The organism is Paenibacillus sp. FSL L8-0494 (assembly GCF_038003695.1).
GTDB lineage: Bacteria > Bacillota > Bacilli > Paenibacillales > Paenibacillaceae > Paenibacillus_AQ > Paenibacillus_AQ odorifer.
Genome location: NZ_JBBOPQ010000001.1, coordinates 930,164 through 944,416 on the forward strand (window position 1 = coordinate 930,164; position 14,253 = coordinate 944,416).

13 protein-coding genes are annotated in these 14,253 nt (G+C 42.8%); 9 read left to right on the forward strand and 4 right to left on the reverse strand.

Translation table 11 applies throughout. The annotated features are described in order from the left end of the window. Positions 1 to 187: 187 nt before the first annotated feature. Positions 188 to 1,198, forward strand: coding sequence for an Abi family protein (locus NYE35_RS04185; RefSeq protein WP_076272160.1), 1,011 nt, complete (start codon positions 188 to 190; stop codon positions 1,196 to 1,198). 183 nt (positions 1,199 to 1,381) lie between these two features. Here the strand turns inward: NYE35_RS04185 and NYE35_RS04190 are convergent, their stop codons facing one another. The 3 genes from NYE35_RS04190 to NYE35_RS04200 form a co-directional block, all read right to left on the reverse strand. Then, positions 1,382 to 2,656, reverse strand: coding sequence for an MFS transporter (locus NYE35_RS04190; protein WP_076272161.1), 1,275 nt, complete (start codon positions 2,654 to 2,656; stop codon positions 1,382 to 1,384). Positions 2,657 to 2,725: 69 nt separating this feature from the next. Beyond that, positions 2,726 to 3,637 (reverse strand): ArsR/SmtB family transcription factor, encoded by a 912-nt coding sequence (locus NYE35_RS04195; RefSeq protein WP_076272162.1) that lies wholly within the window; start codon positions 3,635 to 3,637, stop codon positions 2,726 to 2,728. Positions 3,638 to 3,897: 260 nt separating this feature from the next. Further along, positions 3,898 to 4,206 (reverse strand): hypothetical protein, encoded by a 309-nt coding sequence (locus tag NYE35_RS04200; protein ID WP_076272163.1) that lies wholly within the window; start codon positions 4,204 to 4,206, stop codon positions 3,898 to 3,900. An 82-nt stretch (positions 4,207 to 4,288) separates the two neighbouring features. Here NYE35_RS04200 and NYE35_RS04205 point away from each other — a divergent pair, with 82 nt between their 5' ends. From NYE35_RS04205 to gshAB, 3 genes are all read left to right on the forward strand, one after another. After that, the gene (locus tag NYE35_RS04205; RefSeq protein WP_076272164.1) at positions 4,289 to 4,642 is read left to right on the forward strand and encodes a MerR family transcriptional regulator; all 354 of its coding nucleotides are present in this window, start codon (positions 4,289 to 4,291) and stop codon (positions 4,640 to 4,642) included. 69 nt (positions 4,643 to 4,711) lie between these two features. Beyond that, entirely contained in the window at positions 4,712 to 6,064 is a 1,353-nt protein-coding gene (locus NYE35_RS04210) for an MATE family efflux transporter (protein WP_254924635.1), read from the forward strand. A 19-nt stretch (positions 6,065 to 6,083) separates the two neighbouring features. Further along, positions 6,084 to 8,414, forward strand: coding sequence for a bifunctional glutamate--cysteine ligase GshA/glutathione synthetase GshB (gene gshAB / locus NYE35_RS04215; RefSeq protein WP_341120225.1), 2,331 nt, complete (start codon positions 6,084 to 6,086; stop codon positions 8,412 to 8,414). An 80-nt stretch (positions 8,415 to 8,494) separates the two neighbouring features. Here the strand turns inward: gshAB and NYE35_RS04220 are convergent, their stop codons facing one another. Further along, positions 8,495 to 8,938: a hypothetical protein gene (locus tag NYE35_RS04220; RefSeq protein ID WP_036684901.1), complete on the reverse strand. Its 444-nt coding sequence runs from the start codon at positions 8,936 to 8,938 to the stop codon at positions 8,495 to 8,497. A gap of 184 nt (positions 8,939 to 9,122) precedes the next feature. Between NYE35_RS04220 and NYE35_RS04225 the strand changes: the two genes are divergently transcribed. The 5 genes from NYE35_RS04225 (at position 9,123) to NYE35_RS04245 (ending at position 14,187) form a co-directional block, all read left to right on the forward strand. Beyond that, the gene (locus tag NYE35_RS04225; protein ID WP_038568787.1) at positions 9,123 to 9,677 is read left to right on the forward strand and encodes a hypothetical protein; all 555 of its coding nucleotides are present in this window, start codon (positions 9,123 to 9,125) and stop codon (positions 9,675 to 9,677) included. Between the two features lie 240 nt (positions 9,678 to 9,917). After that, positions 9,918 to 11,291: a Dyp-type peroxidase gene (locus tag NYE35_RS04230; RefSeq protein WP_081386542.1), complete on the forward strand. Its 1,374-nt coding sequence runs from the start codon at positions 9,918 to 9,920 to the stop codon at positions 11,289 to 11,291. Further along, positions 11,285 to 11,779, forward strand: coding sequence for a hypothetical protein (locus NYE35_RS04235; RefSeq protein ID WP_341120226.1), 495 nt, complete (start codon positions 11,285 to 11,287; stop codon positions 11,777 to 11,779). The genes NYE35_RS04230 and NYE35_RS04235 overlap by 7 nt, the downstream gene beginning before the upstream one ends. 64 nt (positions 11,780 to 11,843) lie before the next feature. Continuing rightward, a complete protein-coding gene (locus NYE35_RS04240) occupies positions 11,844 to 12,779 on the forward strand; it encodes a catalase family peroxidase (protein WP_341120229.1) in 936 nt (311 codons plus the stop codon). Between the two features lie 136 nt (positions 12,780 to 12,915). Next, positions 12,916 to 14,187 (forward strand): glycoside hydrolase family 5 protein, encoded by a 1,272-nt coding sequence (locus NYE35_RS04245; protein WP_341120231.1) that lies wholly within the window; start codon positions 12,916 to 12,918, stop codon positions 14,185 to 14,187. Positions 14,188 to 14,253 lie beyond the last annotated feature (66 nt).

Genomic DNA, 14,253 nt, shown 5'->3' on the forward strand with positions numbered 1-14,253 from the left:
TGTGGAGTATCTCATTCATTATGCCAAACGTCCTAGAAGTTCATATCCCTATTTTTTTATTTAATGTATAATTCAGAGTGGTTTTTTACATTTGCTTACGAAAAATGGAAGTAAACTAGGTATCTCGCTCATTTAGAAAATTATAGAACCTTTAAATAAATAGATTAAAAATAATGGGGAGATTTATTTGAGCACACATGTTACCAAAACATTCAAATCTTTAGACCAACAAATTGATTTATTAAAAGAAAGAAAATTAATTATTAGGGATGAAGAAAAAGCTAAACGACACTTATTAGAAAAGAATTATTTTGACTTAATAAATGGATTTGAAACATTGTTATTAACTGATTCAAAAGCTACTAATAAAGAATACAATGGTCTTTTTTTTGAAGACTTTTTATTGTTGTATGATTTTGATAAAAAATTGAATTTAGAGATTTTGAAAATTTTAGATAAATTTGAAATTCGTTTGAAATCTTCCATGGCATATCGGTTTTGTGAAAAACATTATTTAAATGCTTCTGATTCTGCATGTTACATTGATATCAATAAGTATACCAATCCACGTTCAAATCATTTGAGTTTACCTAAAGATTTAGCTAAGAATATTACAGGACATAAAATATTTCAGACAAATATTTATTTCAATGGGGCTACGTATAGTAATTTCATTGAGCATTGCAGAGCTAAATATCCTTATATATCTACTTATGATCCGTTCTGGGTGACTATTAAAGTCCTTGAGTTTGGTTCTCTCTTTAGTTTATTATTAGGATTTGAAAGAGATATTTTTGAAAAGGTTATTGAAGATATGGGGATGAAGTACATTGATAAACAAAAGTTTATCAACTCAGTACGAATTTTTATTGAATTAAGAAATACTTGTGCACATTTTCAATTAGTTAATAGATTTCGGACATCGAATCGTTTAAGGATTGATTCGGGTTTGATAAATGATTTAGGTTTAAGAACTAAAATTAATACTGCAGGAATTTCAACTTATTATGAAATAAGACTATATGACACTTTATTAGTACTTTCCCAGTTTGAAAGTCTAAAAGATATAGAAAAGCTATTTAAAGATTTTTATTTTAGACGTTGTAATTCAAAACGTGAAAAAAGCTTAATGGTAAAGATGTTCGAAAGAATGGGGCGGGGAAAGCATTCAGATTGGTTTAAACTAGGAATGAAATGATTTTTTCTTTATTAATTTTAGAATATATGTTATTATTTATACATAAAATAATCGTGCGTGACGGCGAGTTATCCGAGACAAAGGTTAACTGTTTAGTCAAAAAAAGAGATGCTTATAAGCATCTCTTTTTTTTATTCATTTCATCATAAATAATTAAAATGAATTTTTTAAGCCTATTACCATCTATCGCTCAGTTACAACACTTTGCGATGAACCTTCCACCACGGGGCGCCGATGAGTGGCTTCAAGTGTGGAGAGGTCGCCGTCCAGTGTTTTGAGTCCGGGGAGCAGCAAGGCAGCGCTGGCACAGAGCAGTGGAAGCAATCCGGCGATGACAAAAAGCGCAGGCACGCCATAGAGTTCAGCAATCGCGGCGCCGGCAAAAGCACCAAAAGGCTGCAAGCCGCCACCGATTAAAAAACGGATGGAGTTGACTCTTCCTTGCAGATTACCCGGAACCAGACGTCCATGGAGTGAAGAGCTTAAGGAACCGAAGAAGGGAGCTATCGTTCCGGTGGCGAATACGGCGGCGAGAGCAAAAGAAAAACTAGGAAATAACCCCCATAATGTTGTTACTAAACCGATGGTCCCCAGACTGCCGAGCATGACAAACCGCCTCTTTTTAATTTCCCCTATCATGGAAATGATGCTTAGTCCGACTAAGGTTCCAAGTGCGAAAACTGTACTAAGTGTGCCCATCGTCGCCGCATCACGGTGGAGCACTTCGCGTACAAAAGGAACCATCATGGTCCAGACGGCAATGGAGCTTAGATTACTAATAGAGGCCATCATCATTATCGTAAGCATAGCGGGGAATTGTTTATAGAAGGTAAAACCCTCAGCTATTTCGCGAACATAGACGGTAATGGAGAAACGGCCTGGAGCTGGAGAGGGCTTGGGTAGCTTCTGCAGGCACAGCAAGGTAGTGATGGCCGCAACGTAACATAACATGTTGATGCTAAGGGCTGGCAGCGCTCCACTGGCAGCGGTCAAAGCCCCAGCCAGGGCGGGGCCCAGCAAGACTGCTGCACTTTTGCTGCCATCGATGATAGCAAAAGCCCGCACCAGCTTCCGGCTATCGGCAACGCCGGGAATAACAGCCATGGCTGTTGGCATGAACAGAGCGGCACAGGCCCCGCTGAGACCAGCGGCGACAAACAGATGCCACAGCTGCAGTTGGCCAGCCAGACCCATGCCTAGCGGCAGTGCTATAGCTAACAGGCGAATGGCTGCCAAGCAGGCCATAAAGCGTACCCGGTGGAGTCGGTCGGACAGCGGCGAGCCCAGCAAGCGCAGCAGCAGCTCAGGTATGCCGGAGCTGAGCGCGAGTGCTCCCATCGCTAGCTTGGAACCCGTCAATTCATAGACGAGCCATTCCATAGCCAACAAGCCAAAAGCATCCCCAAAAGCACTTAAAGTTATGGTTGAGAGTAAACCATAATAGCTGCGTTTTATCATAGCCTGTTCACTCCTTTCTTATATTTCTCGCATATACGCTTACCGTCCTTATATGGACGCTTAAGGCGTTTATGCTTGACTCTCTAGATACGACCCAATCTGCTGCGGTAGCCCATTTAAGGCTTCCAATCGCAGGCTGTACGATGTGCTTTTAACGTTGGTATGGACAATGACCAGCCCTGCTGCGCGCAACGCGATCAGATGGTAGTGGATTGTACTTTTAGAAAGTCCGACTTCCCGCACGATTTCCGTGAAATTCAACTGCTTGCCTGTAAGCAAACGAAGGATATACAGCCGCGTCTCATCCGAGAGTGCCCGGGTAAGTCGAAGCAGTGCTGGAGCAGGCCGGCCAGCTTCCGGAGGGAGAACATCACAAGAGTAGCTAGTGAACACGAATTCATCAAACATAGAGGTGGTGACCAGTGGGCGGGCATGATATTGCGGAATGATAATGACCTGCTTCAGACGTTCGGTTGGATAGAGGCGCATTCCGTCGGTTGCTGCTTCAAAGACTTCCATATCATTGTTCCCGTTCAGTGTCATTCGTCTTGACTCTGCTTCCTGTTCTAGCCCTTTGAGGATATTAGGGTCGATTCCATTGAAGTAACCCGCGTTCCATTCGCGCAGGATGTCAGAGGCAGTGTCTCTTAGCTCGGAAAGATTAGAGGGGACCGATTGGCCGAAACGTCCAGATATTTCATACAGTTCACCCGAAGTTAACCCATCAAACCAATCCAGAAAGCTGCTAACCGAACGTTCTACTGGACAGCACCAAATATAGGGAGCCAAACTGAAATCATCAAGTTTCTTAACGACCTCTTGCATTTTACGAAGCAACATCGGGGCAAATCTTGCTTGGACTTCACGTACCCAGAGCTTACCGGAATCCATAGCAGTATGGTTCTGCTTGCTTAGAAAAGCAGTCATACTGTTCACACATTCATACATGGGGGCAAAATCGACTTCTACTTTATATTCCATGAGCTTCTCCATTCTTTGAGTAAGTTACTGAAACAATTATTTGTTCTATAATTATAGAACTTATTATTGGTTTTATTGTAAACGAACTAAAATTCGTTTTCAATAGCCATTCGACTGAAAAACAAAAGAAATTTTAATTACGAAAAAAAGACAGTTCCGGTAGGCACATTTTGTGCATTAGGAACTGTCTTTTGATGTCTACACAATTTATATACTTTTTAGGAGTTCCACTTTCTGTCTTCAGGCTCATAATGAAGAGACTAGGTTAAGAAGTAGCCCACAGTAAAGATCAGCGCAACAATAAAGTAATGAAGCCAGTTATTCCAACCGAAGACAAACTTACCGTTGAGCCAGCGGGAGATAAGACAGGTGAGAAAACCGATAATAAACCAAATGAAGTTAAGCGGTTTACATAAGGCATAAAGGGTGATGACGACTAACGTAATATGAGATAGCAAAAACAAATAAATATAACCCACAGTAGATTTAGCGGAGCCCTTAATTAGAATCCCCACTGCCCCAAGCACACTAACCATTCCATATAAGATTATAAGGCTTGAACCTATCATTTGATGCACCCCCATTAATAAAATTAAACGTTACGGGGTTAACCCCGTGTCAATTTATATTTGTATGGAGGAGGTTGTACTTTTGCGAATCGGTGAATTTATAGCCCTAACAGGAACTACGAAAGACACCATCAGACATTATGAGGATCTGGACTTGATTATGTCCAAGGGACCAGATGGTAAACGGATATATACAGAGCAGCATCTGGCAGATTATTTTGCCATTCAAGAGTTGAAAAGTTATGGAGTGAAGCTAAGGGATATCCAGTCTATTTTTAAATTGAAAAGGAGTTATGGGTGTGGCCATGCAAAGTTGATTAAGGAAGTAGGTGAATCTCTGAATCTTCTGCTGGACGGATTGAGACAAGAAGAATTGGAACTCCGTAATCGGATACAGATGCTTGAAAGGCTGGTCCAACAGATTGCTGAAATATAATCAATTGATTATATAAGTGTTTGGTTATATAATAAATCTGAAAATCAGATGAAGAAGGTGTTATTAGATTTGAAGGAATTGCAGGGCATGAATGATTTGACTCAGGGTCCTATTATGCCTACCTTAATGAAATTAACGCTTCCCATTATTGCGACGAATTTCATCTCCACAACTTATGGCCTCGTCGATATGATTTGGGTTGGAAGATTAGGAAGTGGTCCTGTTGCCGCGATTGGCACGGCGAGTTTTTTCATTAATCTAGCGATTGCATTGTCGACTATGATTACGATCGGTACAGGGATTAAGGTTGCGTTTTGTATGGGATCTGGCCAGATAGAGAAGGCTAAATCTTATATGAAAAACGGGTTTATGATGTCTATTTTATTAGGACTTCTCTATATGAGTTTAGTTCTGTTGACCAACAATCGGTTGATTGGTTTTTTTGATCTTGGAAGTGATGAAGTTGAACGGATGGCACGGCAATTTTTAATGATTTCGATCTTCGGGACGGTATTTTCCATCGTAAATACTTTGTTTGCCACACTCTTAAACTCGATGGGAAATAGTAAACAACCGTTTCAGATCTTCTCCATTGGTCTTATGGTTAATATTGTTCTTGATCCATTTTTAATTTTTGGCTGGGGCAGTTTTGAAGGTTGGGGAGTAGCGGGGGCAGCCACGGCAACATTGACAGCGAACATCTTAGTTACGGCTCTTTTTATCATAAAGACAAGAAAGTCAGAAATCATTTCGAACACATCAGCATGGGACAGTCGTCAAATGAAAGAAGTAATCCGTATGGGACTTCCGATCACAATCCAACGGGTCACCTTTACGCTCATATCGATCGTCATTGCTAAGATCATTGTACGTTTTGGGGCGGATGCGATTGCGGTGCAAAAAGTAGGGATTCAAATTGAATCTATTTCTTATATGACTATTGGAGGACTACAGGGAGCTATTGCTGCCTTTTTTGGTCAAAATTATGGAGCACGCCGATTGGACCGTATTGGGCAGGGCTATCGTAAGGCTTTGATCTTAACCTCCATCTTTGGCGTGATCATATCGCTTATATTTATTGCGTTCCCGCAGCAGCTATTTTCCTTATTTTTATCAGATCAGACAAGCCTGGAATTAGGAACTAATTATATGCGCATCATTGGTTACTCACAATTATTCATGTGTATGGAGTTGATGACAGTAGGTGCTTTTAACGGTATTGGCCAAACCCATATCCCGCCGATCTTTAGTATTACATTTACAGCACTGCGAATTCCACTAGCCTTGATCTTATCCGGACCTTTTGGCTTGAGTGGGGTGTGGATGTCGATTGCTCTAAGCAGTGTGTTTAAAGGAGTTATTCTTGTGTTCTGGTTTAGAAGATCTTTATTCAAAATGAACAAACAGCAGGTAAACTACTAAGCAAAGGATGATCGTTGAAATGGCTTTATTAAATCGTAAACTCATACAGCTTCTGAGGGATAACCATTTGAATAAGGAGCTTTTTCACGGCGAATTTGGACTGGAAAAAGAAAATGTCAGAGTGGATCCAGAGGGAAGACTTGCGCTGACACCACATCCTAAAGCTTTTGGCAACAAAATGGAGAACCCGTATATTCAAACCGACTTCTCAGAGAGTCAAATTGAAATGGTCACCCCTTCTTTTGATTCTATTGATGAAACTTATAACTTTCTGGAGGCGTTGCAGGATATTGTGTCGCTTGAGCTCAAGGAAGAATATCTGTGGCCAAGTAGTAATCCTCCGAGGTTACCGAATGATCAGGACATCCCCATTGCCAAGATGGGTAATCCGATTGAGGATGAATACAGACATCAGCTAGCAGACAAATACGGTCGCAAAAGACAATTGCTGAGCGGAATCCATTACAATTTCTCTTTTGATGAACAATTTCTGAGACAGCTTCATGACATAGCAGATCCGCAGGTGAGCTTTAAAGAATTCAAAGACGCTACCTACTTAAAAATAGCCCGCAACCTATTGCGGTACCGTTGGCTTCTTATCTATTTAACAGGCGCCAGCCCTGTTTTTGATAAGACTTATATGGAACAATGTGTAGCTCGCGGGGAATCAGATGACGACAAAAGCTTTTATTATCAGAATATGAATTCACTGCGAAATAGCGAATGTGGGTATCGAAATGAAAAACCTCTTTATGTATCTTTTGCTTCGTTAAAGGATTATGTTCATGATTTACAAGCTTTGATCGAATCGGAAGAATTATTAAGTGTAAAAGAGTTTTATAGTCCGGTTAGAGTGAAGACAGCAAGAGGCAAACATCCTTTAGAGGAACTGATGCAAGATGGGATAGCTTATTTGGAGCTTCGGTTTATTGATCTGAATCCGCTCTACAAAATAGGAATCGGCAAAGAAACGATGATTTTCATTCATCTATTTATCTTGTATATGCTGCTGAAGGAGGACGAACCGTTCGGAGTAGAGGATCAGAAGATGGCGAATCTTAATCATGATCAACTAATCATGGAAGGGATAAAGGGTTGTTTGCATGATTACGGGGATTCATGTACAACAATGGAGCAGCAGGCATTAACTTGTATTCATGAGATGCAGGATATGATCCAACTGTTGAACCCGGAAAATGAAGTGTTTTTGAACGTATTGCATGGAGCTAAGAATAAAATTGTAGAGCCAGACCGGAGTTTTGCAGCTATTGTGAAGTCGGAAGTTCAACAATCCTCTTTTGTACAATACCATCTGAATAAAGCTAAACAATATGCTAAGGAAAGTCTTGCGAATGGTTACCGTTTTGTGGGATATGAGGATCTGGAGCTATCTACACAGCTTCTTTTGAAGGCAGCGGTTAAACGTGGCATTAAGTTTCAATTGATCGATCGGCAAGAGAACTTTGTAGTGCTTACGCAAGGTGATCATAAAGAATATGTTAAGCAAGCAACGAAGACCTCCCTTGATTCTTACAGTACGGTATTAATCATGGAAAATAAGATCGTTACGAAAGAAGTTCTTAAACAACAAGGCATTCGGGTTCCCGCAGGAGAAGCTTTTCGAAATCTGGAAGAGGCAATGAATGCGCATGGCACTTACCGTAACAAGGCTATTGTGATTAAGCCCAAATCAACCAATTTTGGACTCGGCATTACTATTTTTACAGACGACTTCTCTAAAGAAGATTATCAAAAAGCTTTCGAAATCGCCTTCGAATTTGATCGAACTGTGCTACTAGAGGAGTTCATGACGGGAAAAGAATATCGTTTTCTTGTCATGGGTGATGAAGTAGTCGGAGTATTGCACCGTGTTCCTGCGAATGTGATTGGAGATGGTGTACATACGATTGAACAACTGGTGCACGAGAAGAATAAGGATCCGTTAAGAGGCCGCGGGTACAAGACACCACTTGAGAAAATTCAGATCGGTGAAGCAGAAGCGATGTTCTTGAACAACCACGCTCAGGCTTGGAGTGATATTCCTCCATTAAACGAAGTCATCTATCTTCGGGAGAACTCTAATATTAGCACGGGTGGTGACAGCCTGGATTTTACGGATGAGATCCCAGATAGTTATAAGGCTCTGGCGATTCAAGCGGCTAAAGCTGCGGGCGCCACTTTTTGTGGAGTGGATATGATGATTGATGACATCAAGGAAGAAGCCAATGCTACCAACTATAGCGTTATTGAGATTAACTTTAATCCAGCGATTCATATTCATTGTTATCCTTATAAAGGGAAGAACCGAAAGGCGGATGAACGGATTCTGGATCTATTATTTGGGGAATAAACAGAAGCTCAATCAGTACCTTTGGTTGAGCTTCTGTTTTTAAAGGGGCAATTCGCTCCCTCACCCACTACATGTTCATGTTAGGAGTTACCCGCAGCTGCAACACCACTAAAGTTTCTAGCTTGGACATTATTAAAGGGATCTGTTGCGGCTGCATTGGTGAAGATCTCCGCTGTATACTGAATTTGACCTGTTGCGACAGCCGCTGGTGGTGGGATATCTACTGCTGTAAAACCGAAAGCTTCATTTTCTCTGCTGATCGCAACCCCAAATGTCGTGGTGAAAATGATCGTTCCGTTTCTGCGAACATTAACGGTATTGGTATTGAAAAGAGGATTGTTTTCTACTTTTAGAAATCCGGTCAAAAGTACGCGGACATTGCCTTGATTCTCAGCCGACACGCCTGCGGTCTGAATACCAATATCCCCAAAAACAAGGGGGGTCGCTGCTAGTGGAATAACTGCTGGTGTAGCATCCGAAGCAGCTTGGTTGGATAGTCTTAAATCTACAAACTGAATGGTCATATTATATTCACCTCCTAGAAATAGAATATGATAGAAGGAGAGTTAACTCTTGGATTTGCTATGTAATTCATCAGCTACCTACTTGCATGGCTTGATGATCAAGTGTTAAATGAAAGAAGGGTTAGAAGTTTAAGGAAAGGCGGGAGCTATTATCAAACATAGGAATAAGTCTAAAAGGATATTATTGATTTCATTAATGCTGTTGGCAGTGGTTATCATTGGTGCGGTGGTGCTTGGGGAACGCGGAGGAATAATGAGTAAATCCGAGAGCTCTTTCAAAAGTCCTGCTGAACCGTCGCCCCTTATCATTACACATGAGAATAGTACAGATGCTATAGAGAACTATGTCATTCTAAAGACGAGCTGGAATGGAGCGGACTATGATCGGGCCTCCTTTTACTATACGGCTTGGCATAGTGAACCTACGCTTCTAACGGGTCTGCGTCGCTTGAAACCAGGGGAGAAAATGCAGGTCGACTTTGGAGATTACGCACCGAGTGAAGTCACAATAAACATGGCCTATCTAACTGAGAGCTTTGATGAATCGCAGCTTCCAATTGTAGAAGTTCCTGTAACACTCGTGGAAGGGAAATATGAATTTGTGAACCCTCCAGCATCCACCAGTGATATTCCCACTTCGGGTCGCGTCTTTAGTGTTATAGCTAGATGGGGGGAGAACATCTGCGAATATGTCTTTGCATCAGATGGCAAGTTTGATAACTATGAATATGATTTGTGAGGTTAGTCGAAGATAAGAGATGTTCTAAAGCCGGTCCGGTTTTGGAATATCTCTTTTTTTGTCTCGATTTTAGACAAATCTAACGATGTGTCTATTTTTTAGACAATGCACCGTTATTGTCTAGATGGGGAGGACTGTTAACCTGATTAACCATTTAGAGCTAAGTTTAATTAGATCGAGAGATGGATGAGAGAATACCCGTTTTTAATATTATGAAGACAACTTTAAGACGAGGGAGGAGTGAACGTCATAGGTACAGAAACGGAAGAACTGAATTATGATGACATTCAAGGAATCGTCTTACAAGAACGCCCTACCCCTTACGTTGGGACCTATATATTGCTGTCCATCGATCATCAACAGGACGGGAAAGTGATGCTGAAGCGGCTTCTCGACGAAGTGACGTCGGCCGGACAGTGGAGTAATCCTCACGAAGGTGCTTGGGTCAACGTTGGTTTTACTTATCAAGGACTCCAGAAGCTGGGGATTCCTCAGGAGTCGCTCAACAGCTTCGACCTGGAGTTCCGGGAGGGTATGGCTGCCCGGGCAGCTAAGCTAGGGGATGTAAACGAAAGCAGCCCGGAGCACTGGGAAGACCCGCTGGGTACTGACAAAGTCGATGTGGCGCTTGCTCTGTTCGCGCCCACCAAAGAAGCGCTGCTTCAAGCAGAAGAAGCAGCCCGTCGAATCCACTGTGAACTGAATGGTGTATCCGTCGTTTACCAGCTGGATGTCGGAATGAATCCTGACGGACGTACTCATCTGGGCTTCATGGATGGAATCAGCAATCCGAGAATCGAAGGAAACCATGTACTCAACGCGGTGGGGCAGGAAGCGGAGATTAAAGCCGGTGAATTCCTGTTCGGGCATTTAAATGAATCTGGCACCATAACACAGGGACCACAGCCGGCAGAACTTGGCCACAATGGAAGTTACCTCAGTTTCCGCAAATTGCATATGAGGGTCGCGGCTTTCCGTCGTTATTTGCGGGAGCATGCGGATAATCGGGAAGAGGAAGAACTTTTGGCCGCTAAAATGGTAGGAAGATGGCCGAGCGGAGCCCCTTTAAGTCTGGCTCCTGAAGCAGATGACCCGGCACTGGGCGAAGATGTCAGCCGACGGAACGCATTTACGTACGGGGATGATCATAAAGGGTTGAAATGTCCGGTAAGCTCGCATATCCGTCGTGCATTTCCCCGTGACAGCTTGCAGGGTTCGGTTGTTAATGTGAACATCCACCGGTTGCTCCGGCGGTCAACGATGTATGGCCCTATACTGCCAAAAGGTGTAATGGAGGATGATGGTCAGGATAGAGGCCTTATTTTTGCAGGTATATGCAGCTCATTGTCCCGCCAATTCGAGTTTATCAAGACCGATTGGTTAAATGGAGGCAATTTCGCGGGTATGTCAACCGAGAAAGACCCTATTACCGGTAAGAATGAGGGGGAAGGGATGTTTACCATTCCGGACAAACCTATTCGCCACCGGATGAAAGAAATTCCAAGTTTTTCAATCACCAAAGGCGGGGAGTATTTCTTTGTTCCCAGCATGACTGCATTACGGTGGATGGCAGAGTTGGATCAACATATATCTAAGGAGGAATTAACATGTTAGAAGGACAAAATCAGACTAATCCGATTACAAGCGCTGGACGTGCCGGCCTGCGGGAAGGTGAAATATCTGAGCTTACCATCATTGCGCCGCTTAAAGATGGTGGGGCGGATCGTCTCCGTGAGAAGCTGAAAAAAAGCGCATCGAGACAAGCCGAAACGATGGCGAAGATCGCGACCGTTCACGACATGCGCTTCGTAATCTTTGATAACGACACGCGGCTGTTGTTCGCGACGGCTTATGATGGCGACTGGGATAGTTATATTGATGATTTTGGAACTGAAATTCCAGAGTTGTTGAATAACATGTTTAATGAAGTGAAGGATTTTCCGGGAATTGAATCTTCGGAAGCGAAAGATTTCATCGCCAACCATCAGATCACTGCATCTGGCTGGTACAGTGCTTATCCCGATGCCACGGTCAGAGATATTTGGCGCGGACAGCGAATTACGAAGGCCTGGAACGACCTACTTGACGCATCACAAAGCTAAAAAACTAGAAAAGGGGGCCTTGTCCCCTTTTCCTTCCTGATAAATTACAAAGAGGTGAACGAAAATGAACAATAATAAATCAGTGTCGTCTGAACTCGCAGAAGAAGCGGTAAACTCCATTGAGGAGGTAGCAGGCAAATATCCGGGTTATCGACGCGCGCACGCCAAAGGTGTTGTCTACCAGGCGGTGTTCACCCCTAACGGCCAAGCGGGTCCTTTGACAACAGCGGCACATTTGCAAAATCATGAGGTGCAAGCTCTCGTACGCTTCTCCAATAGCTCGACTAATCCGTCCATCCCTGATGTTTTTTCGCCTGCAAAAGGAATGGCGGTTCAGTTTGTATTGCCTGATGGGGGCGTGACAAGTTTGGTGACAATTACATTACCGATCTTTTTTGCCAAAACACCGCAATCCTTTATTAATATCTTACGTACAATTAAAGAAAATTCGTTTGAGGGAGCGACCATTGCAGACAAATTCAAAGCGGTCATGGAGAAGTATTCGGAAAGCCGGGCTGGGCTTCAAGCCGTGAAAATGCTGCAACCGCCACTCAGTTTTGCAACCAATCGTTATCATTCCATTCATGCCTATTACTTCATCAATGCTGCTGGCGAGCGGCGGGCTATTAAATATGAGTGGGAACCGGAAGCGGGTCTGCACTTTCTGGTCAAGGAAGAGGTGGAGAATCGATCTCCCGATTATTTGGAGGATGAACTAATCGAGAGACTGTCCAAAGGTCCTGTGACGTTTCAATTGACAGTAATTCTCGGACAGGAGGGAGATCCTACGGATGACCCGACGTCTGCTTGGCCCGAAGACCGGGAACGGATTGTCGTCGGCCATTTGTCGATCACCGGCGTGGCAGACGAGAAGGCTCAAGAGTACGTCTTTGATCCGACGGTTGTACCTGCCGGCATTGAATGCTCAGAAGATCCTATTCTGAACTTCCGTCATGATGCCTATGCGGAGTCACATTCCCGTCGAAGTACTAATCAGTAAGCATTTATTTTATATTCTATTAATATGATCGGGCTGTCCTAAAATGTCTGCCGACATCCTTAGGGCAGTCTTTTTAGGTATGCCTTGTGACACTCTTGTAACAGAGATTGGCTACGATAGGTTACGAGGTGAGAGAATGAAGAAGTTTAAAGGGTTTATCGTATTGATTTTGTTGGCAGTTGTAGGATGCAGTGCAGCAACACCACAAGCAAATCTTGAACCGGAGAAGGAGGTAAAGAAAGAGGTCAATGAGAAGATCGCTTTCTGGGATCAACAGCGTAAAGGAACAAATTTCATGAATTCCAAATCTATACCCGAAAATTATGATGCGGCGAAAGAAAATAATATAGAGTTCATTCGACTTGCGCCAGATAAATGGGCAAAAGATAGTGATTTCCTGTTTAACGATCAACCGGATGCTGATCCAGATAAAGACTTTTTAATAGGGAATGCAGATAAATACGAGGGGCTTGTTGAGGACGATTTCACAGCGTTAAAGGCAGACTTGGATGCAGCTGAGGTGCGGGGTTCAAAAGTAGTGCTGACAGTCCTTAGTTTGCCCGGAGATCGGTGGCGGCAGTTTAATGATTATACAAATGATGATCGAATCTGGAAGGATTTCAGTTATCATGAACAAGCGGCAACGTTTTGGAAGGATCTTGCGGAAAGATTAAAAGATCATCCTGCGGTGGTCGGCTATAATCTTATTAATGAGCCACATCCTGAACAAGCTACTGGATTTAATGATTTCTGGACAGAGGATTACAACGAATGGTATAGCTCAGTGGAGAATACTCCGGCGGATTTGAATCTTTTATATGAGACTATTGTGACAGCGATTCGAACCGTAGATACGGAAACCCCTATTATCGTCAATTCTGGTCTGTATGCTACACCATGGGCCTTTAAATATTTGAAACCCATCGATGATGCGAATGTATTATATGCTTTTCATATGTATGAACCCTACGAACTCACCAGCCAAAATAAGAAAAAAGGCTTAACCTATGAATATCCTGGAACGGTTAAAGTGGGTGAGGAGAAGACGGAAAAAGCATTTAATAAGAAAGCTTTAAAGGATTTTCTAGAACCTATCGCACAGTGGGCAGAAAAGAATAACATCCCTGCTAATCGTATTGTCGCTGAAGAATTTGGCACGAACCGGCTTGTAAAAGGTGCAGATCAATACTTGGCTGATTTAATCTCGATTTTTGATGATTACGGCTGGCACTGGGCGTTTTATGCGTTCCGGGAGGATACTTGGGATGGCATGGATTATGAACTTGGCATTGAGCCTCCAACCTGGGAGTATTGGGAAGCGATAGAGAAGGGTGAACAGCCTGATCGAAAGACAGTCGATAACCCGATATGGAACGTACTGACGAAAGGGCTAGAGAAGTTGCAATAACGTAGCATGAAAATATATGAAAAGGTGAAACCTGTAAAGGATTTCGCCTTTTTCTTCTGATAACTA